The sequence below is a fragment of the Paenibacillus filicis genome (assembly GCF_038070315.1).
In the GTDB taxonomy this organism is placed as follows: Bacteria; Bacillota; Bacilli; order Paenibacillales; family NBRC-103111; genus Paenibacillus_G; species Paenibacillus_G filicis.
Window position 1 is genome coordinate 287,147 of record NZ_JBBPCC010000002.1, and the last position, 25,648, is coordinate 312,794.

The following is a 25,648-nucleotide window of genomic DNA, read 5'->3' on the forward strand; positions in this document are numbered from 1 at the left end:
CGGCTGGCTGCTTATCCGTGTAACGAGAGTGGCACGAGCCGCCAACTTTAGAGCAGGCAGCCTGATCACAAGCCGACGCCGGGTCATCCGGCGCCGGCTTGTTTTGTTTCTGCGGCCCAATCATGCTATCGTTATACCAGGAACAAGACGATCCGCAGAAAGGAGTCTTCCGCTGCATGAACTACCGGATTATGATCATCGAGGATGACGATAAAATTGCCGGCATACTCGCCGACTTCGTCGAGCGCTACGGCTATGAGACAATTCGGGTGCTGGACTTTTCGGCGATCAAGGAGCAATTCATCCAGCACAAGCCCGACCTCGTGCTACTGGACATCAATTTGCCCCGCTTCGACGGCTTCTACTGGTGCCGCCAAATCCGCCTCGTGTCCAACGTACCGATTCTGTTCATCTCGGCGCGGACCGGCGAGATGGATCAGGTGATGGCGATCGAGCACGGCGGAGACGACTATATCGCCAAGCCCTTCCACCTCGAGGTGGTGCTGGCGAAGATCAAGGGAGCGCTGCGCCGGGCTTACGGCGAGTATTCCGTGCCCGCCGAGCACCGGGACCTGCTGGAGCTGCATGGTCTGACGCTGGACCGGACACGGAATACGCTCATCTGGCAAGACTCTCAGGTAGAGCTGACGCACAAGGAATGCTTGCTGTACGATACGATGGCCCGCCGGCTTGGGCATATTGTGTCCCGGGAGCAGCTCCTCGAAGCTTTATGGGACGATGTGCACTTTGTTGACGATAATACGCTTACCGTCAATGTAACCCGGCTGCGCAAGAAGCTCGAGCAGCTTGGCATCGTAGAAGCCGTCGAGACGGTCAGAGGCAGCGGCTACCGGCTGAATCCTTCCTGGGCGGGCAGACAGCCATGAGGCACGGACGAGCCTACCGCTTCGCCCAGTTCGCAAGAGACCGGCTGGTCTATGTGCTGCTCTTCCTCGCCTGCTCGGCCTGCGTCATTGCCATTGCGCTGCTGGGCATCGTTCCCCAACAGGGAAGCTACCGCACAGCGAGCATGGGCTACCTGTTCCTGCTCATGCTGTTCTTCCTGCTGGCTGCGCTGGTGATCGACTACAGGCGTCAAGCCGAATTCTACCGCATGCTGGAGCAGCGGCTCGAGACAGAGTCGGTCGATGCCCTGTCCGCCCTCGCGCCGGGCATCACCCGGGAGCAGCAGTTAGTCGTGCAAGCGCTGGAACGGCAGCATCGGAGGACCATGGATTTATTGGAACAGTACCGAACGGTCGGTGAGCGGCGGCGCCTGTTCACCGACCAATGGGTGCATCAGATCAAGACCCCGGTCTCCGTGATCGATCTGCTGACCCAGGATAACCGCCTATCTGAAGAAGAGCCGGGGCTCTCTGACCGGCTGCCGAGCATCCGCGAGGAGAATGAGCGGATCAAGGGGTATCTGGAGCTCGTCCTCCATGATGCGCGGCTGGAGCAGTTCGAGCACGATGTGCATGTAGGACGCGTAGCTCTCTTTCCGCTGCTGCGCAGCGTGGTGAACAGGCACAAAACGTCGTTTATCCGCGCCGAGCTGTACCCGTCCCTGACCGGAGATGAGGCCGTCGTCGTCACGGATGAGAAGTGGCTGATCTTCGTTCTCAATCAGATTCTATCCAACGCAGTCAAGTATTCCCGGCTCCGGTCAGGCAGCAAGCAGCTCCGCCTCCATATTTCCCAGAGTCCGTACGAAACTCGGCTCTCCATCTCCGACGAGGGGATCGGCATCCCCGAGCAGGATCTCCCCCGCGTCCTAGAGCCCTTCTTCACTGGAGAAAACGGCAGGAAGACGGGAGAATCCACCGGCATGGGGCTGTATCTGGCCCATCAGGTGTGCAGCAAGCTTGGACACCCGCTGTCAGTCGAGTCCACGGCCGGAGCCGGCACGACGGTTACGATTCTCTTCACCGGACAAGGCATTCACTGCATGTGAGTGCTTTGTTTTTTGCTTAGGTGACAATCTTGTAAGGAACTTTCTGCCGGCTGCAAGCTAAATCGATGGGAGCGTAGGTACGGATCGGGTACGATAAAGGGGTTCCAAGTTCAATGGGAGGGAAAAAGCCATGCCATCATCTTACGTTGTCAAAGCGGAAGCCTTGACCAAAATATACGGAGGGAAGACCGGGCCGCTGTATAAAGCGCTGAACGGCATCGATCTGCAGGTCGAGCAAGGTGAGTTCGTCGGCATCATGGGTCCTTCGGGCAGCGGCAAGACGACGCTGCTGAATCTGCTCGCCACCATCGACAAGCCGACCTCCGGAAGACTCGATATCCAAGGAACCGATCCCGCATCTCTGCCGGAAAAGCAGCTGGCACTGTTCCGCCGGCGGGAGCTCGGGTTTATCTTCCAGGACTTCAACCTGCTCGACACGCTGTCGATCCGGGAGAACATCCTGCTGCCGCTGGTGCTCGAGAATATGCCGCTCCGTGACATGGAGCAGCGGCTGGCGGACAGCGCCGCACTGCTCGGGATCGGGGATCTGCTGACCAAGCGCACCTACGAGCTGTCCGGCGGGCAGAAGCAGCGGACCGCGATCGCGCGGGCGATGATTCACCGTCCATCGCTGCTGCTCGCCGACGAGCTCACTGGCAGCCTGGACTCCAAGGCGGCCAAGGATGTGATGGAATCGCTGGAGCGGCTGAATGCCGAGCGGGGATCGACCATCCTGATGGTCACCCACGATCCGTTCGCAGCGAGCTATTGCCGGCGCATCCTGTTCATCCGGGACGGCCGATTGTTCTCGGAAATCCGCCGGGGCGCGAACCGGCAAGCGTTTTTTCAGCAGATTCTGGATGCGCTCAGCGTGCTGGGAGGGAACTTCAATGACATTTCGCCAGTTCGCTCTTAGTCAAATGAAGGGCAACCGTCACCGGTACAGCGCCTTCTTCTTCAGCAGCGTCTTCGCCGTTATGATCTTTTTCGTGTATGCGGCCTTCCTGCTTCATCCCGAGGTCCGCAGCGGTCGGATCTGGGGCGGACAGATGATCTTGATTGCCATGATAGCCTGCGAAATCATCATCGCGATCTTCGCCTTCTTCTTCGTGCTGTATTCCTGCTCTGCCTTCCTGAAGTCCAGACAGAAGGAATTCGGACTGCTCAAGCTGTTCGGCTTCACGAATTCCCAGATTCGCCGGATCGTAATCTATGAGAACCTGGCTATTGCCCTGCTGTCGATGGGAACGGGGATCGGGCTGGGCCTGCTGTTCAACCGGCTGTTCTACATGCTCATCTCCGATATGCTGCAGATGGAGCAGCCGCTGCGCTTCTACATCCCGACGATGGCGGCGCTGCTGACAGCCGGCGGCTACCTCGTGATTTTCCTGCTCATCACGCTGATATCCATGCGCCACGCCACCCGGCTGGAGATCAGCGAGCTGATGGTCGCTTCGCGCAAGCCCAAGCCGTTCCCCCGCTTCTCGCTGTGGCTGGTGCTGCTCTCCGCGCTATGTCTCGGCACCGGGTATACGCTGGCCTACCAGGTCAGCGCGTCCACGATCCTGCTGTGGATGCTTCCAGTGATCGGGCTTGTCGTGCTCGGTACGCACTACCTGTTCACCCAATCCAGCGTAGCGCTGCTGACGGGTCTGCAGGCCAACAAAGCCGTCTATTACCGGAGCACTCATCTGATTCTAATCTCGCAATTGGCGTACAAGCTGAAGGATAACGCCCGCATCCTGGCTACGGTTTCCGTATTGTGCGCCGTGATCCTGACCGCCTCCGGCGCTCTGAACACGCTGCTGTACGGGATGAAGGGGCAGCTGATGGAGCGCCACCCGCAAACCATCGGCTTCCACGAAACGGGTGTGGATGCCCATACGATCGCGGACCCGGAAGATATCCGGCGCATTCTCCAAGAGGATGGCGTCCAGCTCGAGTATGAGATCAAGCTGATCGGACTGCCGCTGGAGGGGCCGATCCCGGAGATGCAGCGTACGGTGAAAGCGATGGCGATCTCGGTGAGCGACTACAACGCGCTGGCGGCCCGCTTACCCCATATGAAGCCGCTGGAGGCCGACTACGGGCATGCCTGGTTTTTCTACCCTTACTTCGAAATGAAGAAGCAGTTCGTTCAACCCGGGCAGGTGCTGGACTTTCAAGTCAACGGAGCTTCACTGCAGCTTACGATGAACGGTCAGAAATACGGAGAAATCGCCAAGACGCCCTTTCTCTTCGTCCTGAATGACCGCCAGTACGCCGAGCTGGCTTCCACCGTGCCCGATGAGCTCAAGCCTGTCGCCTACGGCTTCGAGCTCAAGAATTGGGAGGAAGCCGGTCCGTCTGTCGAGCGGATCGCGCAGCTCGTGCCTAGCGGCAAAGCATTCAGTCTGAACGCCCGGACAGCCGACTACCTGTCCTTCAAGCAGGTGGGCTCGCTCTCCTTCTTCATCGGCATGTTCATCAGCGTACTGTTCTTCGTCGCCTCCGGCAGCCTGATCTTCTTCAAGCTGTTCACGGAGGTAGATGAGGACCGGACGCAGCTACAGGCGCTGCGACGCATCGGCTTGACGCACGGTGAGATCAACCGAATCGTCTCGTGGCAGATTGCCACGCTGTTTTACCTGCCCTGCGTGGTGGGAGCGGTCCACACGGCGTTCGCCATGAAGGCGCTGAGCAACTTGTTTCGCGCTGAGGTGTGGCTGTACGGAGGGGTCGTGCTGCTGGTCTATCTCGTGCTGCAGACGGGGTATTTTTGGCTAGCCAAGCAATCCTATTTCAAGAAGGTGGTTCAACCGCTATGAGTAGTCCTGTGAATTCGACAAAGCCTCGTTTGGAAGCGATAGATATCATCCGGGGCGTCGCTTTGCTCGGGGTGCTGATCGCGAATATGAGATTTTTCAACACCTCGTCGCTAGCCATTGCTCTGCATATCGATCCGTGGACCAGTACGGCGGACCGCGTGGTGAAAAAGGCCGTAGAGCTGCTGGTAGCCGGCAAGTTCATCAGCATCTTCTCCTTCCTGTTCGGCTTTGGCGTTGTGATGATGAGGGACAACGCGCTGGCACAGGGGCTCCCCTTCAAGGGAAGCTTGACGAGAAGGCTGCTGGCGCTGATGGCATTCGGGCTTCTTCACGGCCTGCTGATCTGGTACGGAGATATTTTATTTCACTATGCGCTGCTCGGCCTACTGCTGATCCCGCTGGCCGGGCGCAAGCCGAAAACGCTGCTTGTCTGTTCGATGATTCTGGTAGCATTGGTGCCGTGCCTGCTGCTGCTGACGAACTCCCCGGGACCTTTCCCGGTAACTCCGGAGCTGGAGACAATCATCACCAACCATAGCTACTTATACGGCGAAGCTCCTTATTCGCTGCTGGCGATGCAAAGAGTCAACGACTGGGTAGGCAGCTTCTTCAATCAGCTCACCTTCTATCCCCATCTGCTCGGCATGTTCCTGCTGGGCAGCTATTTTGCCAAGCGCAGGCTGCTGCACGATATTCCCGGCAACCGGGCCGTGCTCCGCAGGCTCTGCGTCTGGATAGGCGGTGCCTTTGCCATCCTTAGCGCGCTGACGTTCCTGCCCGTCCAGAAATGGGCGGACCTGGCGATGATCGCAAGCTGGCCCCTCGGCGCCGTCTTCTCGCTGACCGCTCTCGCCCTGCTGCTGCAGACGAAGCGCGGTCAGATCTGGCTTCGTCCGTTCGGCTCGGTAGGGCGTATGGCCTTCACCAACTATATCCTGCAGTCCGTGATCGGGACCCTGATCTTCTACAGCTACGGTCTGGGTCTGCATGGTCAGGTCGGGCATGCGACAGGCCTCCTCCTATCTCTAGGCATCTTCGCCGTTCAGATGCTGCTCAGCCGCCTCTGGCTACAGAGATTCCGGATGGGGCCGCTGGAGAGGATATGGCGGGCGCTCACCTATGGCAAGCATCACCGCTCGCCCTTGACAGCTGAACCGAGAGGCACATCGGCTTAACGTTGTCCAGGAATCCTCTCCCAAACCCGCACAGTCCAAAAAAGCAAGCTGCCAGCGTGATCGTAAACGCTGCGCAGCTTGCTTTTTTGACTATCTGAACGTGGTGGCTGCCGGCTCATCCAAGGGACACAAAAGCGCAGCAGCTTGTTCGACCCGATTCTACGCGTCCGGATGCAATTTTCGGCCTACGAAGCCCTCGTACAAGCTGTGATAATGCGTGACGCGCTCTTCTCCCTGTTTCCAGCAGAGCAGTACATCCTCCCCGTCCACCACAGCCGGAAAGTCGATCAAGCCGGGATTGATCATCTTCAGCAGCACGCCCTTGCGGCCGAAGTTCTGCAGGAACAGCTCGACTTCCATCCGCATGAATTCAAGCCGGCTCTCAGCCTCGAAGAACGGATCGTCCTCCATCTCCTTCGCCGGAGTTGCGGCTCTCTTCCATTTAGCCTTGTTTTTCTGCAGCTCGGTATATAACTCTTCGAAACTGCCCGTCATCTCCTGAAGCTGGTGCAAATCCTGCATAAGCTCAGGCAGTAACTCGTTGGCCTCTTCAATAGTGAATAGTTTGTCGCTCATCGTTGTTCCACCTCTGGTTTCCCGTTTTCAGTCTGCTATGACCGTCTCTATTCCAAGGACCCGGTGCCGAATCTCTTGGCATTACGGGCCCGGGCCCGCTCGGCTTCAACCTCGCGATTGCGCGGCTCCGCCTGGGTGACCAGCGAGTCCATCAGTTTGCGGGCCGTTTCCGCCACTTCCTGCACGGCCAGATGGAACGCTTGTTCATTGGCCTTGGACGGCTGGTTAAAGCCTGTCAGCTTGCGGACGAACTGCAGCGAGGCCGCATGAATCTCGTCTTCCGTAGCTGGCGGCTCGAAGTTGAATAGTGTTTTGATATTTCTGCACATCGGGCTGATCCCCTCCGGCTGTTTTCTGCTGAATGCCGCTTGCCTGCATGAGAGTCCTCTTCAACTATCCTTTTCCGACTTTTATGCATTTTTGCCACATGATCCTCTATCCTAAAGCGCCGCGTATCCACTATCTGTCCCCTTGGGATATCGATGACACTTATGGACAGAATACCTTACTTTGTTCCTAAGGTAAATGCTATTCTCTCCGAGTGACGCGCGTACAAGGATCTGAAGAGCTGCCTCAAGCCCGCTGCACAGCTGATTCGACCTTGTGAAGGTTTATTTTATCCATCTAAATCGTGATTTTGCATATAGGCAAATAAGCCATTTGATGTCATAATGAAACCGCTAACATGATTCATACAATTTTTACCTTGAAAGGAGTGATGTACCTCATTGAACAGGAATGGGCAGAGATGCGTGATAAATGATACAAATTGTATCATTAAAGATGCGAGTTCCTGCTGCTCAACATGATCAAGGCCTTGCCAAATCTAACCGTGAAGGAGTATGAAAAATTGAAGAGAATCTTCCTTTCGCTATGCGCCCTATTTCTGATGTGTTCGATTTTTGCATTCTCCAGGCCGGATCAAGCCCGTGCCGCCCAGACGGAATTGCCCAGCAGCGCTTTCCTGAAGACGGACGGGAAAATATTGCGCGACAACCACGGCACGGGTAATCAAGTCGTGCTGCGCGGAACCAACGCCGGATCCTGGCTCGTGCAGGAAAGCTGGATGGGCGCTACGAACGCGCCGGACCAGAAAACGATGATCAACACGCTGACCAGCCGTTTCGGGCAAGCCAAGGCGCTCGAGCTGATTAAGGCCTACGAAGATGCCTGGTGGACCGAGCAAGATTTTGACAACGTAAAAGCATTGGGTATGAATACGATTCGTCTTCCTTTCGGTCACTTTGAGATGCTGAACGAAGACGGAACGCTGAGACCCACCGCCTTTGACAGGATGGACTGGTTTGTGAGTGAAAGCGCGAAGAGAGGGCTGTATGTCATCCTCGATATGCATGCGGCTCCCGGATCGCAGAATGGGATGGACCACTCGGGGGATATTACGTATCCGAAAGTGGGCAATATGTTCAAGAATGAAGCCAACATGGCCAAGACGGTCTACCTGTGGGAGCAGATCGCAGCGCGCTATAAAGGGAATGCTACGATCGCAACTTACGATCTGCTGAACGAGCCTGGCGGGGCGCTCGGCAAGGAGCAATGGGACTTCTACGACAGGCTGTATAAAGCCATACGCGCGGTAGACCCGGATCACACCATCACGATCGAAGCGATATGGGAGCCGTATCACCTCCCGTCTCCTACTTTATACGGTTGGGAGAACATGATCTACTCTTACCACTTCTACGGGTGGAATAATACGGGCAGCTCCATCGAGCAGAAAAAATTCATTGACTCCAAAGTGCCGATGGTGAACGAACAAACCAACTACAATGTGCCGTTATTTGTAGGGGAGTTCTCCTTGTTCAGCAACCTACAGAGCTGGGAGTACGCCTTGAACCTGTTCGAGGAACAAGGATGGATGTGGACGACCTGGTCCTATAAGACCGTCAACCAGGGCAGCTGGGGTTTGTACAACGGAAATCCAAGCAAGGTCAACATCTACAACGATTCCTATGAGACCATCCTGTCCAAATGGAGCAATGTGGATACAAACCGGAATTTCTCGAAAAATCATTATTATGCCGACACCATCGGCTCGTTTGCCGATCCCGTTAAACGAAGCGCCAGCGCGAGAAAATGGTATCAAAAATTCGACGGTGATACTGTCGTTAGTGCAGGCGCGAACGCTACAGCCGTCCTTGACTCCGTCAAGAAGCTTGGCGAAGGGAAATCCGTCAAGCTGACGGTAACGGGGAACGCGACGCCAACCGGAACTCAGCAGTATGTCAGCATTCGTCCAGAAGGCGGAGACACATTCGATGCCCGCTTTGCCAAATATCTGGTGATCAACGGATATAATGAAACGGCGACGACCAAACCGGTCTATGTCACGCTGGTTGATAAAAATGGCAATTTGTCATCCACGGTACAAACACAGGCTAACACAACGCTGCTGTCTAATCAGTGGTCCAAGACTGCTTTGCTCCTCAGCAGCCTGGGAGGGAATGCGGACCTTAGCGCGATCAAGGAAGTCCGCCTGGCCCTGGGCTCTGCCGGGACCTATTATTTTGACAATCTGTTCTTTGGTCAGTCCTTCTCGGACTCCGACCCTGGCCCCGCAGATACGACTCCGGGAACCATACTGTCAGGAACGGAGGAAGCTGTTCCGGGCCAAGAGTTCGACTTGACGTACGGCTTGAAGAATATCAATCAGCCTGCTTTGGCACAAGATGTCACGGTAACCTACGATCCGCAATCACTGGAATATGTGGAAGCAAGTCCGGCGAAAGACGGAGCCACGATTGTCGGTAAAAAGGAATCAAGCGGGCAGGTTCGCTTGATCCTGGCTAATATCGGAGCGGATCACGGGGCAAATGGAGACTGGTTGAAGCTGAAATTCCGAGCTAAATCTACTCCATCGGCCAGCACGGCCGTATCCGTATCGGAAGTGGTGTATGCCGACGCGCTGGGTGTGGAAACCAAGCTCAGCGGCACCACGCACAACATCAAGATCAAAGCCGTAGACAAAACGGCGCTGAGCAGCTTGATTGCAGATGCGAAGAGCAAGCATGATGCGGCTGTCGTAGGAACCCGTCCGGGAGAATATCCGGCAGAAGCGAAAACAGCCTTTGCTGCTGCAATTGAAGCCGCGGTTGCCGTTCTGAACAATCCGGCGGCCACTCAAGCAGATGTCTCAAAAGCAGTCACCGATTTGAATGCGGCCATCCAGACCTTCATCGCCTCTGTGGTTAAGTCCATACCTGGGGATACGACAGGAGACGGCACTGTCAGCATCGGTGACCTGGGAATCGTTGCGGCTGCTTACGGTAAAACGTCCGCAGATCCAGATTGGGATCGCTACAAGCTGGCGGATGTCAACAATGACGGCAAGGTAGACATTACGGATCTTGCTATCGTAGCAAGGGCGATTCTGGAATAAATCAAAATGTGGAAAGAGCAGTCTGCTTCTTGCTTCTCGGCAGACTGCTCTTCTCGTTGCTCGGACTTCCGTTTTCCTAAGTCCGCTGGCTCATACAAGCACCCCTTCCCCAGTGAATTTACAGATACGACCGGATCGAACCGGTCATGTCGCTGACCAACCGGCCGATTTCTTCCGGTGTGAGATGAAAATCATTCAGCGTCCACTCGACCAGCATCAAGTGAACAATTGAGGATAAGGATTTATGCGCATAGAACCGGCGGGTCTCCTCCGGGCTTCCGCCAGGCTCCTGCGGGGCTGAGGCGAATAATCCGTCGAAAAAATCACAGATGCTTTTAAATATAAGCTGCCGGATCTTGCGGTCCTTCGTCTTGATGCTATAGATCAGAGCAGAGGGCGCATTGGCGGCCCAGTTGCCGAACAGGCGGATGAACAATTCTTCGCGGAAAACAGGCGTTTCATCCGCATCCTGCCACATCCCCTGCAGCAGCCGGTCCAGATACCCGAGCAGAATCTCGTCCTTGTCTTGGAAATTCCGATAGAAGGTTTGCCGCGCAAGTCCGGCCCGGTCTACGATCTCCGTGATCGAGATCTGGGAATATTCCTTCTTCTCCATTAACTGAAATAACGCCGTTTGAATCCATTCCTGCGAACGCAGAGCTAGCTTGCCTGGCTGCTCCCCCAAAGTGTGACACATCCTCTCTTCTGTCCATTTTCATGAAAATCACAGCGGCAAGCATTGCATGAAAAATTGATTTATATTAATGTATACGAGTATACCACATGTTACAGATGTAACAGTATGGTGCAGAGAATGCCGCTTTGGGCTGAACAAGGGGTTTCTCTGTTAAATTTTAGTTGATAATGATATTCATTATCAACTTTGCAGGAGAAGGAAGGAGAAAAATCAATGGCAAGAACAAAACAATGGCTCCCGGTGACTCTGCTGGTCCTGATAGCTCTGCTTGCAGCCGCTTGCGGCAATCCACAAGCAGCACAACAAGCTATACAGCCTGCCGAGCAGCCGAAGACTCAAGAAGCTTCTGTCCGCACTATCAAGCATGCTATGGGGGAAACGCCAATAACCGGCACGCCTCAGCGCATTGTCGTATTGACGAATCAAGGCACGGAATCGTTGCTGGAGCTGGGCATCAAGCCGGTGGCGGCTGTAAAATCGTGGATTGGCGATCCGTGGTTCGATCATATCAAGGATCGCATGACCGGCGTGCAGGTCGTCGGCGACGAGACGCAGCCGAATTTGGAGGTAATCGCGAGTCTGAAGCCTGATCTGATTCTTGGAACGAAGGTCAGACAGGAGAAGATTTACTCTCAACTCTCCCAAATCGCGCCTACGGTCTTTACCGAAAATCTTGGCGACAGCATGATCGACAACTTCAAGCTGTACGCGCAGGCTTTGAATAAAGAGACGGAGGGCAAAGCCGTTCTGGACAGCTATGCCAAAGCGATTGAGCAAACGAAAGCGGCGCTTGGGGATAAAACGAAGATGCAGGTTTCCTTGGCACGGTTCCAGGCTGGAAAAGTGCGCGTTTATTACAAAAATAACTTTGCTGGCGTGATCCTCGAACAACTAGGCTTCGCACGTCCGGATGCACAGAATAAGAATGAGTTCTCCGCCGATACGCCATTGGAACAAATTGCCGTCCTGGATGGCGATGTATTCTTCTACTTCACCTCCGACCGCGAAGGCGAGAACGGTGCCTCCAAAACCGCCGAGGAATGGCTGAACAGCCCTCTCGGCCAAAATCTGAACGTCGTGAAGAAACAGCGGACCTTCAAGGTAAACGAGCCGATCTGGAATACATCAGGTGGCATCATCGCCGCGAAGCTGCTGATCGAAGACATTCAGACCCGTTTCCAGAAGCTGAGCCTGTAGGCTCAACCCAGGATGATTCTCTGGGCAAACAGGGCATGTACGGCTGCCGCGCAAGGGGCAGAGCCGCGAATGCCCTGTTTTTCATCCAAGATTCGCAAGGCCCCCATCAAGTCCCCCCGTCCTTGAATCGCTTCCTATAGCTCCCCGGCGAAACGGAGTAATTGGCACGGAAAATCCGGTTAAAATACGTGTAGCTGCCAAAACCCGCCACATCCGCGATCTGCTCCAGCGTCATCGAGCTTGATTTCATCAGATCCAGCGCATGGGCCAATCGTAATTTATGCACATACTGCAGAATGGACATCCCGTACTCTTGCTTAAATACCCCCATAGCCCGCGATACGCTCAGACCTACATGCCTCGCCACCTGCTCCAGCTCCGTATGGCTGGTCGCATACGACTCCAGATAATGCCGGATCCGCAAGGCATGATAAGCGGAGATCGAGGAAGGCTCCGCCCCTTCGGCTAACGCCCTGTCTATCATATAGCAGAGTGCCTTGAGCAGCGTATTTTTCAACAGCATCGATCCGCCGTCCAGCCGCCGTTTCTCCAGAATCAATTGATGCCATACTTCGCGCAGCCTGCCCTCGTCCGATACACGCGAGATTTGCGGCCGCATCCTCTCTCCCCACCAGTCGTCCAGCCATGCTCCATCGCAAAAGACATAGTAATCCGCACTGAAGCCCGCGGTGTTATTATCTAGATCAATACGCAAATCGTACAGGTCTCCCGGACGCAGCAGCAGCAAATCGCCGGGCTTCATGGCATATGTGCCTGACGCCAGCACGACCTGGCTAGTCCCTTCCGCTTGGAAGCGAAAAATATAGCATGCGATATCCCTGTTCTTGTTCGTCTGAAACAAATGCTTGTGTACCGAATAGTCGCATAAGATAACTTCAAGCCCATCTTCCACGGATTCTCACCTCGCTCTTCCTTCAAATATTATCATATTGTTCAGGTTTGTACGTATATTGTTTCTACTTTTTTAGGCTTAGCCTTCTTATAATAAAGCCATATCAAACCATAAGGAGCTGGGAACACTATGAGCAACGTTCGCGTGATTCAAACCGCTCAAGGCACGGATGACCGACTGACGGAGAAAGCCGCGCTGACCTTCGTACCGGACCAGGATGGTCGCGAAAATCAGCTGATCAATGTATATGACGATGTGGAATACCAGGAATTCATCGGATTTGGCGGAGCTTTGACCGAAGCATCGGCTGTATCCATCGCCAAGCTGAGCGAAGACAAGCAAAATGAGATTCTCCAGGCTTACTTTGACAAGGAATCAGGGATCGGCTATACTTTCTGTCGCTCCCATATCAACAGCTGCGACTTCTCCTTGGGCAATTACGCTTATGTGGAGGAGGAAGACCCTACCCTGGAGAACTTCGATATTTCGCGGGACCGCGAAGCCATCATGCCGCTGATCAGCAAGGCTGCCCAAACCGCAGGCGCCGAGTTCAAGCTGTTTTCCTCCCCTTGGAGCCCTCCGGCCTGGATGAAAACGAACGGCGAGATGAACAACGGCGGCAAGCTTAAGCCGGAATATCAGGAGGCTTGGGCGCAATATTTCGTGAAGTATATCCAGGCGTACGAAGCCGAAGGCATCCCAATCTGGGGACTTAGCGTGCAGAACGAAGCCAAGGCTAAGCAAATCTGGGATTCGTGCATCTACACGGCGGAAGAGGAGAAGAACTTCGTTCGCGATTACCTGGGACCAGCTCTTGAGCAAAACGGACTGGGCCATGTCAAAGTCATGATTTGGGACCACAACAAGGAACGCGTTTATGACCGGGCCAAAGTCGCCTTTGAGGATGCGGCCGCTTCCAAATACATCTGGGGCATCGGCTTCCACTGGTATTCCGGCGACCACTTCGAGGCGTTGACTGCGGTTCATGACCGGTTCCCCGACAAAGCGCTCGTATTTACCGAAGGATGTCAGGAAGGTGGCGTGCACCTGGGCTCCTGGAAGACAGGCGAGCGCTACGGCCATGACATCATGGGCAACCTGAACAACTGGATGTCGGCCTGGACGGATTGGAACGTCGTGCTGGACGAGCAAGGCGGACCTAACCACGTCGGCAACTATTGCGACGCTCCGATCATTGCAGACACGGTAAACAACGAAGTGATCTACGAAAGCTCCTATTACTACATCGGACAATTCAGCAAGTTCATCAAGCCGGGAGCTAAGCGCATCGCTTCCAGCAAATATACGGATCAGCTCGAAACGACGGCCTTCAAAAATCAGGACGGCTCCATCGCCGTCGTCGTGATGAACCGCACGGACAAGGCGCTGCCGTATGCGCTGCGCTACCAAGATCAGCTGGCGGATACGGAGATTCCTGCGCATGCTATCCAAACCCTGATTTTCTAAGATCCTTCCTCGATAAAAATAAGACCCGGCGACATTCGCCCGGGTCTTTGTCATTTCTCAGCTTCCCCTTACTATTTCACAAGGGCTTTAACCACATCATCGATTTTCTTGCTGTCCGCAATCGGTCCGCTCTTCATCCACGTCTCGAAATTGATCTCGTACACATGACCGTTTTTCACGGCAGGCAATGATTTCCACAGCGGATTATCCAGCAGTTCCTTGGTCTTGTCCTCTGCTCCCGTATCGGTGGTGATGAAGATATGATCGGCTGTCAGCTCTGGAATCTTCTCCATCGAGAGCTTCGTTACCCCCAGCTTCTGATCAAGAACCATCTCCTGCACGAGCTTATGCGGCTTGAGCCCCAGCTCCCCGTGCACAACCGGTCCGGCATACCCCGGTCCCCCGTAGAGACGTAGTTCCTTGGCGTGGACGCGGAGGATAGCGACACTTTGCTCGCCTACAGACTGCTTGATGCGTTCGGCCGCTGACTTCGCCTTCTGATCATAGGCTTGAATGACACCCTCGGCCTTATCTTTCTTGTTCAGCAGATCGCCGAGCGTGCGGATGGTCGCGCGCCAGTCTGCCCGTGCATCCTTGAACGCATACATCGGGGCAACCTTCGAGAATTGCTCATATTTCTTGTCATTGTGGACATTGATCAAGATCAGATCGGGCCCCGCGTCCAGGAATGCTTCGACACTGCCGTCAATGTCTATATCGGGAACGGACAATCCGAGGTATTGCTGCCCGCTCCAGCTGCCGATCCTGGCTTGGCGGATCGGCGTGATGCCTAGCGAGGTAAGCTCGTCCTCCAGATAGATGCCGATAATACGCTTGGGCTCGGCCGGAATCGTGATCTCATGACCGATCTCATCCTTGACCTTCCGCTCCTTCGGAGCCTCCATTACTTGGTTCGCAGGGGCAGGGGCCGAAGCGTTCGGTTGGGCAGCAGGCTGGGCGCCGCACCCCAGGACAAGCATTACGAGTACAGCCGATGCCACACTTAAACTAAACCGGGCCTTTCTCATAAAGTACATTCACTCCTTGGTGTTTGTTGAGAACCATTATCAATTATAGTGTGTTCCCAAAATAGCTGCCAAGGACAAAAACGGAGAATCGTTTGGACTTTTGTGACTTTTACAGCTCTACACCAGCACACCCAGTGCCTCGTCGATCTTAAGCTTGTTCATTTCCAGTCCCTTGCTCATCCAGGTAAAATAACCAACCTCATGCACATGTCCGTTCCTGACGGCCGGGATCTCAAGCCAGCCTGGATGGCTCACCAGTTCAGCCGCCTGGTGTAACGCATTAGGGTCTACCACGAGGAGCAGCCGGTCCACATCCAGCTCAGGCAGACTTTCGAGAGTCAACAGGATGGCTTTGCTTTCCCAGGCTCGGGTCCGCACCAGCCGCGGTGCTGAAAGCTGTAGGTCCCCGTAGAGGACCGGCCCGGCATATCCCCCCATCGGCCCCCCGTATAGACGGAGACCCTCCGCATGTACGCGAAGCAAGGCTACCGTCTGGGAGCCCAGCCTTCGTCTGATCCGCTCTCCCGCTTCCTCAACCTGATTCTCGTAACGGGCTATCGCCTCCTCCGCTTCCTGATCGCGGTCCAGGAATCCGGCAACATCGCGCAAAGCCAGCCTCCAATCCCGGTCATAAGGCAGCTGAATCGCCGGGGCAATCCGGCGGAGCAGCTGCTCCTGATCTGGGCTTATGTAGGTACTGCATAGAATCAAGTCAGGCTCATTCTCCGACAGCAGCCTGGCATGCCGTTCGCCAAACTCCGGCTCATCGCTGCCTAAATCGACAGTGGCACGGACCCTTTCTGCGAGCGGATGCGACTTATCGATCATCGTCGCTGCGGGGCTATGCCCTACAGCGAGCATATGATCGAGGTAGGGAAAGTAGAGGCAGGCTACCTTGTTGTGCCGCTTGCGTTGTATATATGCCGTGGGAGGAACACCGACAGCCTGCTTGAATTTGCGGCTAAAGTAGTACAAATCCTCATACCCCACATCCTCCGCGATATCTCCGACGGACGATTGGCCGCGGACGAGCTCACGCCTCGCATGGCTCATTCGGATATCCGTCAAATAACCCGAGGGTGTCTTGCCCGTCTCTCTCTTAAATACCCGGGAATAATATTCCTGGCTCATCCCAGCCATGCCCGCCAGCATGACCCGAGAGATCGGGTCCATGTAATGCCTCTCCATATACTGAACCGTCGTCCATACGGCTTCCCGTGCGTTGTCCGCTTGCCTGCCGCTTCTGTCCTTCATGATCCCGTACACCAGCTCTTGGAAGGTCATATTCAAGCGGAATCGTTCCAGGGTACTGGCGCCGCTGCGGTCTGTATACAGCCGCTTGGCCCAATCCAGAAGCGGTGGAACGGCGCGATCGGATAATTGCGCGCACCATATAGATTCCCTGGCAGCCTGCTCATCCTCATCATGCTTGTCTGAAGACAGACCCGCAATGGCCCCCGCCTGGAAGCTGATTACGTAGAACGTCATTCCCGTCTCCCCATTCGATACAATGGCTAAAGGGACATCCGAAGCGGCTAAACAGCAGGTGCCGCGTTCAGCCTCGAGGCAGCTTCCTGCAATCTCTAGCCTCCCCATCCCGTCAGCAGTCAGAATCAGCCTGTTCAAACCGCCTCCGCTGTGCGGAAGGTTCACCCGCTCACAACTATCCAGCCTTACAAAGTCAATGTGCACAAACTGGACTAGCTGCTGTTCCAGCGGCCAACGGGCTGCGGAGGGGGCGGACCGCCTCTTCATAGAGGGTTGTCTTGTTGAGTCATTCATTATCACGGCCCCCTTGTATGAGAATAATTATCATTAAATTAGATTATACCAGCAGTAAGCCATTAGTAGCGATAAATGTTCATACAAAAAAGCCTCCCTTCGGAAAGGGAAGCCTGATTCATACACGGTTGCCCGTCTAATAAGCCTTCAAAGATCTATGGAGCCGCTGTGCCTGCAGGGGCCTGAGCTGGAGCCGCATCGGTTGGAAACAGCCGCTGCACCATCGTATTGAATTCCTGCAGCAGTCCGGATACGGGCTTGCCAGCCTGAAGGTCCTGCATGTATCCATTGACTCTACTGACGAAATCCGGACTGGCTGACACATAGACATGCTCGATGCCGGGATGCATGCTCTTCACCGTTTGCGCGATCCGCGCCTTCACTTCGTTATTGCCCTCCACATCCTCGCCATTGCGGGTGGACACGGCCACATAAGCATTATGGTCCGTAAGCAAGACATTGGCCGACTTGACAGGCTCTACGGAGGTCAGGCGGCTGGCGATGTCCTGGGCAGCCTCCAGCTTCGTATTATTGTGCAAGTTGCTTGCATGCGTTCGGTTGGCATACATCCCGCCCTTGATGCCGGGCTGCTGCGGACTAGCTATAGGGTCCGCCCCGTGCTGGAGCGAACGGTAGTTGTGGGTGTCCTGCTGGTTATACCGGGCAGCGGTACATCCCGACGCCGTCAACGCGAGCATGGAAGCAAGAACCGCCACCCCGATGATGTTCTTCGCCAATCGTCTCAGCTCCTGTCTTCAAGTGTTGGAACACGCGAACCTTCTTACCATGTCCATTTGCTTCGCGGTGCATCCTTTTCTTGAAGCAGCAAGTGCTGGGAAGCCATGAAGTCAGCCTCACCGGGAGGTGGTATCATAGTTCTGTCTAGAGCTTGGCATACTAGTCTCTAACCGAACTCTGCGGCTTATTCATGCTACTACTACTCAACCAACGTCGGAGGAAACCGGTGCCGGGTCGCCTGCTCGAAGCCGTAAGCGATCCGCAGCAAGGTTGGCTCGCTGAACGCTCTCCCCGAGAATACGACACCGAACGGTCCCTTGGTCGAATCTCCATCCGCGTCGATGATGCCTTCAGCGGCATAGCCAGCCGGAACGGCAATCAGCGGGTAACCAAGCCGGGCTGCGATGTACATGCCGTCCACGTCTCCGGGCAGCAGCAGAGCATCCAGGCTGTAGGTGTCCAGGACAGCATCAATTCCTTTTTCCAAGGAAAGCCTCATACTGGCTTGTCTCTGCTCCCGGTAGCCTTCCTCATCCAGCTGACAGGCCTCTGCCCGGATCAGATTGTCCTGGCCGAAGCGCAGGGCGGTCTCGGCATGCTGCTCATTGAAGTCAATCAATTCCTTCAACGAATGAACCGGCACCAAATCTGCCAACTGCGACAGGTAACCATTGAGATCACGTTTGAACTCATAGCAAATCAGATCATTGTTCCAGCTCTGTTCCTCCAGATGAAGTTCTACAGGGTCTATCAGGGTTGCGCCTTCTCGGATGAGAGCTGCGATAGCTTGCTCCATAATCAGCCGTCTATCCTGATCCAGATGGTTGTAATAATGCCGCGGTATCCCGATTCTCGCCTGTCGCAAGAATGAAGCATCTAGGAAATCGGTATAATCCCGGTGCGTCCCGGTTTCTCCTGCGGCCCAGGTAGCTTCGTCCCGATCATCTCTGCCGGCAATGACGCTGAGGATAATCGCCGCATCCGTCACAGTGCGGGCCAAGGGGCCTGGCGTATCTTGGCTGCCCGATATCGGGATGATACCGGACCGGCTGGCTAATCCGACTGTAGGCTTGATCCCGACCAGCAAATGCTGGCTCGCCGGACCGACAATGGACCCTGCCGTTTCCGTTCCGATCGCAGCGGCGGCCAGATTGGCTGCTGCTGCGGCAGCCGGCCCCGAGCTGGAGCCGCTCACGAATAATTCACCCGGACCATACGGATTCAACACATACCCGCCATGCGAGCTATATCCTGCCGGCATCCGGCTTGACATAAAATTGGACCACTCGGTCATATTCGCTTTACCGAGAAATACAGCGCCTGCGGAGCGCAGCTTAGCCGCAATGCCTGCATCTGCCGCAGCAAATGAACCGGCCAATGCGATCGAACCCGCAGTGGTTGGCATCCTATCTTTTGTATCGATATTGTCCTTCAGCACCAGTGGGATCCCGTGCAGTTTCCCACGGCTTCCCCGTTCCTGACGTTCCCGGTCCAGAGCCCTGGCCGTCTCTAGAGCATCCGGATTGATTTCCAAAATCGAGTTGATCTTGATGTCATAACGGGCGATCCGCTCCAAGTAAGCCTGCACAAGCTCCTCTGAAGTTACAGCTCCCTCTTCCATAACTGCCTGTAACCGGGTAATATCAGCCTCGATGATCCATTCCTGCAAAGAACTGTCCATTGTCAAAAACTCCTCTTAGCCTTAATCTCTATGGGTATTAACCTATCACAGCACGTCATCTGGAGGATATGGAAAGTTCCTATATAACCGAATTTACGGCGGTAAAATGTCTTCCGGCAAATTTTTCAATGCGTTTTCCCTCTAAAATATGTTTTAATAATAAGATAACCTATTCTGAAGTAGGAACATGCAGAGGAAGGGAGTTCTGACGATGCGCGTAAGTTCTTTTCTGTTACCCAAGGAGGAAGTGGCTTTTATCACCTCTTCCGTTACGATGAAGGATGCTATGGAGAAACTGGAATCCCACCATTACACAGCGATTCCGATCATAGACAATGAAGGAAAGTATATCGGCACCTTGTCCGAGGGCGATCTGCTGTGGAAGCTAAAAAACACCCCAGGGCTGGGCTTTGACAATATGGATCAAGTACCGGTCAAAGACATCAAAAACCGTGTTTATAATGAATGTGTGTGTATCAACGCCCAAATGGAAGATATGCTGGCGCTCGCAGCGGATCAGAACTTCGTCCCCGTTGTGGACGAAAACCGTGTGTTTCTGGGCATTATCCGCCGCAAGGATATTATTGAATATTATACGAAGAATATTACCGACTAACGACCGGTGAATTAGACGCTTATGACAAAAAAAGCAAGATGCCTCCCACTAGAAGGGAACATCTTGCTTTTTGCTTTTGGGTTTTGGGTTTCATGCTAACGTTATGCGCTTATAGCTTGTAAAGCACGACCTCATAATCGGAGAAAGCATCGTCGATCAGCTTGCTCACGATCGTCCAATCTCCATTGGCTAGCCCGCAGCCAATATAGTAAGGCAGAGCAACCGAAAGACTGCGTTCTTGGGCATAGGTCTTTAACGTCGAGAGAGCTTGGCCGAGCGCACGGTAGTCGGTATATACCTTCTTGGAACGACCGTAATGCAGCTGCCCGAATAAGTTCGCAATCACCTTGCCGCCCGTCTCCACGGTTTGAACCTGGCCGAGCAGTGACTCGGGCGTCTTGCCCTGACAAAATTCAAGAAAAGCATTAAACAATGTAGGATACTGTTCCTTCAAGCTTCGGGCTACGCCTGAACCCATCACGGACTGACAGTTGACCTGATGCCCAATCAGATCTTCAGCAGCCTCCAGCAAATTACCCTGGATAACACGCACACCCATCCGAATCACCCTCCTGCTTGAATAAGTAATGAACTTACGTCAACAAGACGGCGAGTATCGCAAGCAGTGCGGGTCCGCCCTGTACCAGCATAATAGACCTTTTGGCTGTCAGGCCTCCGAAAATAGCCGCGACCAGGACGCATATGAGGAAAAAGAGCTGAATCTGCCCGGCCACGACCGCATCGGGATATAACAACCCCCAGATCAAGCCTGCGGCCAGAAATCCGTTGTACAACCCTTGGTTTGCAGCCAAAGACTTGGATGCCTCCGCGAACTCGCGCGTTGTCCCGAAGGTTTTCATCCCCTTGGGGGTTGCCCACATGAACATTTCTAGGAATAAGATATAAATATGCTCGAGAGCAACAAGACCAACCAAAATTAAACTAAGAATACTCATTCAGCTCCTCTTCCTCCAAATCTACTTCCCTATAAACGCATTATTGGATAGGTCCGTGCATGCGGAGCCTGATGGCTGAGATCACGTTCTTCTGCTCTTCAATTGTTCTCCGGTACGTCTCCAATTGCTCTAAAAAAAGCTGATAGTCCTCTTCCGCTGCCTGTAGCTGCTTCTCGGCAGCCAGCAGTTTGAGGCGCAGCTGCTCTCTCTCCTCCGAACCGTCCACAAAGCGTCCCCCTTCATGGGTAATCGGAATGCTTAGACCATCCGAACGCGGCCGGCTTCGTCTACGACGAACTTTTCCCGGCGTACGCGCGTCTCTTCCTTGTACAATTCCACGATGCGGTTCGGACTTGCCGAGTCGTCAATACGGACGCTCCATCCGTTGCTGTCGAACAAGGCGACGACTTCCTCCAGCTCCAAATCCTTATAGCGCAATAGCCCGCTCAGGCCTGCCCATCTTTTTAACAGCACTTTCGTCGAGTGATTCAGTTTATCCGAAGTGTCAGTGATGGTTTTCTTTTTGAGGGTCATGTCCGTATGCCTCCAGTGGCTTAGAATCAATTATTTACATCCCATGATCATATCATGTTATATATACGGAAACAATACGCAGAAATCCTTCCTGCCAGCGTTCTTTCTTCGAGCTCCGGTATTCCTCCGCGACAAAAAAACAGGCCCCTGCTCCGCAATGTCATTTAGTTAACTCAAAGACAAGACCGGGAATAAAAATGGAATCCAAAAACGGCATGGGAAAAAGCCCAGTGCCGTTTCTTTTTTTGGAGGTATTCGGATTTTGTGGTTGAATGAACGATGTCAATGATCCACATTAACCATGAAATGGTAAATTCTAAAAAACGGGACAAGAAGGAGGAATTGAATGTACGGTACAAGTATAGTCTACTAGAAAATTAAAATCCGGTTGAAATGTTTTAATTATGATTGTGACAAGATGCCGGAACATACTTAGGGGTACCGCCAACATTCTAACGAAAATATACTTAAGCCCTGAATCGCGTCTGACTTGGCGTTTCCTTTCCTTTCTCTTAGCTTGGTCACCCGACAAACTGAATTAGACTGACTCATAAAGAAGCAGTGACGGACTAGGAATTCGAAAGACCTAGACTTTCGCTGCTTTTATTGGCTAACGTGTCGTGGAATTTTAGAGTGACTCGGATAAAACTCTGATCGCTTGAGACTGTTAAGGCGGGTCCAGCACAGCATCATTATCGGCCACCGGAATCTGCTCTGTTGCCTGCATCAATAAGAGCAGACCGAGAGCGCGAATAATATTCATGAAATGGATTGTAGAATACGAACGATCTCATTTTCAATATCGGAATCGTCAACAGAATCCAGATATTCAGGTCTAATCACTTGATACCGTTTCATTTTATAAAATTCCACAACTGCTTGTTTCAAGGTGAGATCATACCACTGAATACTAAATGTCGGTTCCAAGATGCGCCGCAGCGTAGCATCATCTTGAACTAAAGACAGCATAGCGTGTATTCTGTTGAAAATCTTCTTATCCATCCCGCTTTCAAAAAATGTTTGTAAATTTTTATTCCGATTTGTTTGGGCAATGACAAGAGTTTCAAAAAGCCGCGGATAGTATTCCTTGAGGTCTTGAAGGAACAAATCGGATAAATATATAACACATATCAACGATTGCAGAAACGTTTTTTGATAACGCTCAATAAAAGAGACGGAATCATCATTTACAACGGCATCAGCCTGCTGCAAATAGTTAATTCCATGCTCTACAACCTGCTCGATGATTTCATCTTTCGATGAAAAATGCTTATAAAGCGTCACTTTGCTAATATCCATATGTTTGGCGATATCGTCTATTTTCAATTGGCTGAATCTGGTTTTTCTAATTACAGGTTTGATTTTATTAATATAATGTTCTGCGCTCACGGGTTTTCTCACGATTGAAGCCTCCTTTGATGCTCATCACTAATATTATAATATAATCATTGTTATCACAAACGATAATAATAAAAAATATTAAATTAACTATTTTAATAAAATTAGTTTATTTATTTATCCCCTTGTTGTATAATCGATCCTGTAACTAATATCCAAATTACGGATTATACAGAGGAGGCAAGATTAAAATGGAAAATTCCAGCAAGGGAAAGTACGCTGGTAAGAAAGTCGTGATCACGGGAGGTAGCAGCGGGTTCGGCTTCACAACGGCGAAGTTGCTGGCGGATGAAGGTGCGTGCGTTCTGATCACTGGGCGTACCCAAGCTACGCTCGACTCAGCTCGTGAACAACTTGGCAACAACGCGGTCGCAGTGCTAAGCGATGCCGCGTCACTCAAGGATATCTACGCGTTGGCCGACCGGGTGAAAGCAGAGTTCGGCACGTTCGATGCCCTGTTCGTTAACGCTGGTGTCACGCGCTTCGCGCCTTTTGAGGCGGTGACGGAGGATGTGTACGATGAGCTACTAACAATCAACGCCAAGGGTCCGTACTTCACCGTGCAGAAACTCGCCCCGTTGCTGAGCGAAGGAAGCGGCGTGGTGCTCACCACCTCTGTCGTCAACGTGTTGGGGATCCCGATGATCAGTGCATACGCGGCCAGTAAAGCAGCGCTGCGCTCTATGACTCGCAGTATGGCCCGCGAGCTGTTGCCGCGGAAGATTCGCGTCAACGCAGTCAGCCCTGGCCCCATCGACACAGGCATCTTGGAGAAGTCGATGCCGAAGGATGCAGCCGAACAAACTAAGGCGCAGATGAGCCAGGAGAATCCGATGCTGCGAGTAGGCGACCCCCTTGAGGTTGCCAAAGCAGTCGCATTTCTTGCGTTCGACGCCACTTACACCACCGGGGCTGAGTTCCCTGTGGACGGAGGCGGGTCTCAGATCTAAGTTACGGTGATAACCGTTCATCACCTGTTCCTACGTTGCAACATCTTCCACTTGTGTGGCATCAGATTAACCCCTTCGAGCTGCAGCGAGAGTACGTGGGCCCATTGAGGCTACAGCCCACCATTATAAGGAGGATTTTATTATGCGTATTTTTGTCACAGGAGCAACAGGCTACATCGGTTCCGCCGTCGTCCGCGAACTTATTGATGCGGGTCATAAGGTCATTGGCCTTACCCGCTCAAACAATGGCGCCGCGGTACTGAAGGAAGCAGGGGCCGAGGTGCACCGCGGTGCCCTTGACGACCTCGATAGACTTCGCAGTGGCGCCGCCGCTGCGGACGGCGTCATTCACCTGGCGTTTAAGCACGACTTCTCGGACTTCGCCGGATCGCTCACAACCGATCTGCGCGCCGTCGAGACAATGGGGGCGGTGCTCGAGGGCTCCGGCAAGCCGTTCGTGATCACCGCTCACATGAATGGGATGGCATCGGAGAACGCGGCGTTCGCGCTGGCTGGAGTGCGAACATCGGTCGTCAATCTCGCACCGTCCGTGCACGACGAGACAAAAGCTGGCTTCGTCTCAATGTTGATCGACATTGCTCGTGACAAAGGCGTCTCGGCCTACATCGGTGACGGGTCCAACCGCTGGCCGGCCGTACATCGCCTCGATGCGGCGCGCTTGTTCCGCTTGGCGCTGGAAGCCGCCCCGGCGGGGTCACGGCTTGACGGGGTCGGAGACGAAGGCGTGCCATTCCACGACATCGCCGGCGTCATCGGTAAACACCTGAACATGCCGGTGGTCAGTATTTCTCGCGAAGAGGCAGAAGCCCACTTCGGTTTTCTCGGCCGCTTGGCGGTGCTTGACATCCCGAGGTCGAGCGTACAGACTCAGGAACTCTTGGGATGGCGGCCTGTGCATCCCGGGCTAATCGCGGATCTTGAACAGGGTCACTATTTCAACGGCTGAACGCTCATCGACTCTCTCGGTGTCGAGGCGTGAAACTATACTTTGAAGCTGCCGACAACAATCGGCAGCTTCCACTGTGCTAACTCGCCTATTATTGCAGATGTGTAGGGACAGTAGTGCGTGTAATTTCTTGTTCATTAACTATTTATGTCCTTGTTCCTCCGACACGTTTTCAATAGGCATTCAATCTTCTTTTCCGTGTAGACGAAGCTAGCAGCTGATTTGTGGCGGATTTTGCGTGTATTCTTCTGCCCTTGGCGAATGTGTCGAATCGGCAAAATGTTTTGCGAATCAGTGCTCCAACATCGGGCGGGGGTTCATCTTCCCATAAGAACTGCTCGTGAGGTTTTCCCTCAAGCAGCTCACCCCGTAAACTTTTTCAAGGGGCTTCGCCGCACTTTTCCAACTGCTTGTCAAGTCCTTTTTTTCTCTTTTTCTTGCAAAAACAAGAGCAGGCTATCTTTTCGATAACCTGCTCTTGTTCTTGATATTTGGCCATGCGCCTTAACTTAATGACATTGCCCTGTCCCGCCTGTTCCACCCCATAATCCTAGTGTAACTTTCTCAGTTTGCGCGCTGCAAGTTCTTTGCGCAATTCCTGCTCTACCGACTCGGCCAGCATGTCGAATTTCTCCGCAACCGTATATTGGAGCGGTTTCCCGCAATGAGAGCAGCGGCTCATCTGCAGTTCGGTCTGACGCAAGCAATACGGGCATTTTATCATCGGACAAGCCACCTTTCGGATATGAAGTTCGATGTCGAACTTCCCGTTTTTCCTATTGAAGCTATTATAGCCCCCCTGTCCTCAAGATTAA

25 protein-coding genes are annotated in these 25,648 nt (G+C 53.5%); 11 read left to right on the forward strand and 14 right to left on the reverse strand.

Annotated features, from left to right (window positions below; genetic code table 11):
* Positions 1-176: 176 nt before the first annotated feature.
* The 5 genes from WMW72_RS05030 (at position 177) to WMW72_RS05050 (ending at position 5,936) form a co-directional block, all read left to right on the forward strand.
* On the forward strand, positions 177-887 hold the full coding sequence (locus WMW72_RS05030) for a response regulator (protein ID WP_341414326.1): 711 nt from the start codon (positions 177-179) through the stop codon (positions 885-887).
* Positions 884-1,954: a sensor histidine kinase gene (locus tag WMW72_RS05035; RefSeq protein WP_341414327.1), complete on the forward strand. Its 1,071-nt coding sequence runs from the start codon at positions 884-886 to the stop codon at positions 1,952-1,954. The genes WMW72_RS05030 and WMW72_RS05035 overlap by 4 nt, the downstream gene beginning before the upstream one ends.
* A 130-nt stretch (positions 1,955-2,084) precedes the next feature.
* Entirely contained in the window at positions 2,085-2,870 is a 786-nt protein-coding gene (locus WMW72_RS05040) for an ABC transporter ATP-binding protein (protein WP_341414328.1), read from the forward strand.
* Positions 2,845-4,761 carry an ABC transporter permease gene (locus WMW72_RS05045; RefSeq protein WP_341414329.1) on the forward strand — a complete coding sequence of 639 codons (1,917 nt, stop codon included), beginning with the start codon at positions 2,845-2,847 and terminating at the stop codon, positions 4,759-4,761. Before WMW72_RS05040 ends, WMW72_RS05045 begins: the two co-directional genes overlap by 26 nt.
* The gene (locus WMW72_RS05050; RefSeq protein WP_341414330.1) at positions 4,758-5,936 is read left to right on the forward strand and encodes a DUF418 domain-containing protein; all 1,179 of its coding nucleotides are present in this window, start codon (positions 4,758-4,760) and stop codon (positions 5,934-5,936) included. The genes WMW72_RS05045 and WMW72_RS05050 overlap by 4 nt, the downstream gene beginning before the upstream one ends.
* Positions 5,937-6,095: 159 nt before the next feature.
* Here the strand turns inward: WMW72_RS05050 and WMW72_RS05055 are convergent, their stop codons facing one another.
* Together WMW72_RS05055 and WMW72_RS05060 are read right to left on the reverse strand one after the other, a co-directional pair.
* The gene (locus WMW72_RS05055) at positions 6,096-6,512 is read right to left on the reverse strand and encodes a DUF2203 domain-containing protein (RefSeq protein ID WP_341414331.1); all 417 of its coding nucleotides are present in this window, start codon (positions 6,510-6,512) and stop codon (positions 6,096-6,098) included.
* Positions 6,513-6,559: 47 nt separating this feature from the next.
* Positions 6,560-6,841 (reverse strand): DUF2277 domain-containing protein, encoded by a 282-nt coding sequence (locus WMW72_RS05060; protein WP_341414332.1) that lies wholly within the window; start codon positions 6,839-6,841, stop codon positions 6,560-6,562.
* 560 nt (positions 6,842-7,401) lie between these two features.
* Between WMW72_RS05060 and WMW72_RS05065 the strand changes: the two genes are divergently transcribed.
* Positions 7,402-9,909: a cellulase family glycosylhydrolase gene (locus WMW72_RS05065; protein WP_341414333.1), complete on the forward strand. Its 2,508-nt coding sequence runs from the start codon at positions 7,402-7,404 to the stop codon at positions 9,907-9,909.
* 118 nt (positions 9,910-10,027) lie between these two features.
* Here WMW72_RS05065 and WMW72_RS05070 read toward each other — a convergent pair whose 3' ends face one another.
* Complete coding sequence (locus WMW72_RS05070) at positions 10,028-10,594, reverse strand: TetR/AcrR family transcriptional regulator (RefSeq protein WP_341414334.1); 567 nt, start codon at positions 10,592-10,594, stop codon at positions 10,028-10,030.
* A 225-nt stretch (positions 10,595-10,819) separates the two neighbouring features.
* Here WMW72_RS05070 and WMW72_RS05075 point away from each other — a divergent pair, with 225 nt between their 5' ends.
* Entirely contained in the window at positions 10,820-11,803 is a 984-nt protein-coding gene (locus WMW72_RS05075; RefSeq protein WP_341414335.1) for an ABC transporter substrate-binding protein, read from the forward strand.
* 106 nt (positions 11,804-11,909) lie between these two features.
* Here the strand turns inward: WMW72_RS05075 and WMW72_RS05080 are convergent, their stop codons facing one another.
* Positions 11,910-12,716 (reverse strand): helix-turn-helix transcriptional regulator, encoded by an 807-nt coding sequence (locus WMW72_RS05080; RefSeq protein WP_341414336.1) that lies wholly within the window; start codon positions 12,714-12,716, stop codon positions 11,910-11,912.
* Between the two features lie 129 nt (positions 12,717-12,845).
* Between WMW72_RS05080 and WMW72_RS05085 the strand changes: the two genes are divergently transcribed.
* Positions 12,846-14,183: a glycoside hydrolase family 30 protein gene (locus WMW72_RS05085; RefSeq protein ID WP_341414337.1), complete on the forward strand. Its 1,338-nt coding sequence runs from the start codon at positions 12,846-12,848 to the stop codon at positions 14,181-14,183.
* Positions 14,184-14,254: 71 nt separating this feature from the next.
* Here WMW72_RS05085 and WMW72_RS05090 read toward each other — a convergent pair whose 3' ends face one another.
* The 4 genes from WMW72_RS05090 to WMW72_RS05105 all read right to left on the reverse strand — a co-directional run bounded on the left by WMW72_RS05090 (position 14,255) and on the right by WMW72_RS05105 (position 19,412).
* A complete protein-coding gene (locus WMW72_RS05090; protein WP_341414338.1) occupies positions 14,255-15,211 on the reverse strand; it encodes an ABC transporter substrate-binding protein in 957 nt (318 codons plus the stop codon).
* Positions 15,212-15,328: 117 nt separating this feature from the next.
* Positions 15,329-16,993, reverse strand: coding sequence for a helix-turn-helix domain-containing protein (locus tag WMW72_RS05095; protein WP_341414339.1), 1,665 nt, complete (start codon positions 16,991-16,993; stop codon positions 15,329-15,331).
* Between the two features lie 155 nt (positions 16,994-17,148).
* Positions 17,149-17,730 carry a YhcN/YlaJ family sporulation lipoprotein gene (locus tag WMW72_RS05100; protein ID WP_341414340.1) on the reverse strand — a complete coding sequence of 194 codons (582 nt, stop codon included), beginning with the start codon at positions 17,728-17,730 and terminating at the stop codon, positions 17,149-17,151.
* A 200-nt stretch (positions 17,731-17,930) separates the two neighbouring features.
* Entirely contained in the window at positions 17,931-19,412 is a 1,482-nt protein-coding gene (locus WMW72_RS05105; protein ID WP_341414341.1) for an amidase family protein, read from the reverse strand.
* Positions 19,413-19,623: 211 nt separating this feature from the next.
* Here WMW72_RS05105 and WMW72_RS05110 point away from each other — a divergent pair, with 211 nt between their 5' ends.
* Positions 19,624-20,028 carry a CBS domain-containing protein gene (locus tag WMW72_RS05110; protein ID WP_341414342.1) on the forward strand — a complete coding sequence of 135 codons (405 nt, stop codon included), beginning with the start codon at positions 19,624-19,626 and terminating at the stop codon, positions 20,026-20,028.
* A 109-nt stretch (positions 20,029-20,137) separates the two neighbouring features.
* On the opposite strand, the gene WMW72_RS05115 is transcribed toward WMW72_RS05110, so the two are convergent.
* From WMW72_RS05115 to WMW72_RS05135, 5 genes are all read right to left on the reverse strand, one after another.
* Entirely contained in the window at positions 20,138-20,587 is a 450-nt protein-coding gene (locus tag WMW72_RS05115) for a macro domain-containing protein (RefSeq protein ID WP_341414343.1), read from the reverse strand.
* A gap of 34 nt (positions 20,588-20,621) precedes the next feature.
* The gene (locus WMW72_RS05120; protein ID WP_341414344.1) at positions 20,622-20,984 is read right to left on the reverse strand and encodes a DUF1304 domain-containing protein; all 363 of its coding nucleotides are present in this window, start codon (positions 20,982-20,984) and stop codon (positions 20,622-20,624) included.
* Positions 20,985-21,024: 40 nt separating this feature from the next.
* Positions 21,025-21,210 carry a hypothetical protein gene (locus WMW72_RS05125; protein ID WP_341414345.1) on the reverse strand — a complete coding sequence of 62 codons (186 nt, stop codon included), beginning with the start codon at positions 21,208-21,210 and terminating at the stop codon, positions 21,025-21,027.
* Between the two features lie 32 nt (positions 21,211-21,242).
* The gene (locus WMW72_RS05130; protein ID WP_341414346.1) at positions 21,243-21,518 is read right to left on the reverse strand and encodes a hypothetical protein; all 276 of its coding nucleotides are present in this window, start codon (positions 21,516-21,518) and stop codon (positions 21,243-21,245) included.
* Between the two features lie 759 nt (positions 21,519-22,277).
* Positions 22,278-22,919: a TetR/AcrR family transcriptional regulator gene (locus WMW72_RS05135; RefSeq protein ID WP_341414347.1), complete on the reverse strand. Its 642-nt coding sequence runs from the start codon at positions 22,917-22,919 to the stop codon at positions 22,278-22,280.
* 188 nt (positions 22,920-23,107) lie between these two features.
* On the opposite strand from WMW72_RS05135, the gene WMW72_RS05140 reads away from it, so the two are divergent.
* Both WMW72_RS05140 and WMW72_RS05145 read left to right on the forward strand, forming a co-directional pair.
* Positions 23,108-23,866 (forward strand): SDR family oxidoreductase, encoded by a 759-nt coding sequence (locus WMW72_RS05140; protein WP_341414348.1) that lies wholly within the window; start codon positions 23,108-23,110, stop codon positions 23,864-23,866.
* A gap of 142 nt (positions 23,867-24,008) precedes the next feature.
* The gene (locus WMW72_RS05145; RefSeq protein WP_341414349.1) at positions 24,009-24,833 is read left to right on the forward strand and encodes an SDR family oxidoreductase; all 825 of its coding nucleotides are present in this window, start codon (positions 24,009-24,011) and stop codon (positions 24,831-24,833) included.
* A 550-nt stretch (positions 24,834-25,383) separates the two neighbouring features.
* Here WMW72_RS05145 and WMW72_RS05150 read toward each other — a convergent pair.
* Positions 25,384-25,536 carry a hypothetical protein gene (locus tag WMW72_RS05150; protein WP_341414350.1) on the reverse strand — a complete coding sequence of 51 codons (153 nt, stop codon included), beginning with the start codon at positions 25,534-25,536 and terminating at the stop codon, positions 25,384-25,386.
* Positions 25,537-25,648: the final 112 nt, after the last annotated feature.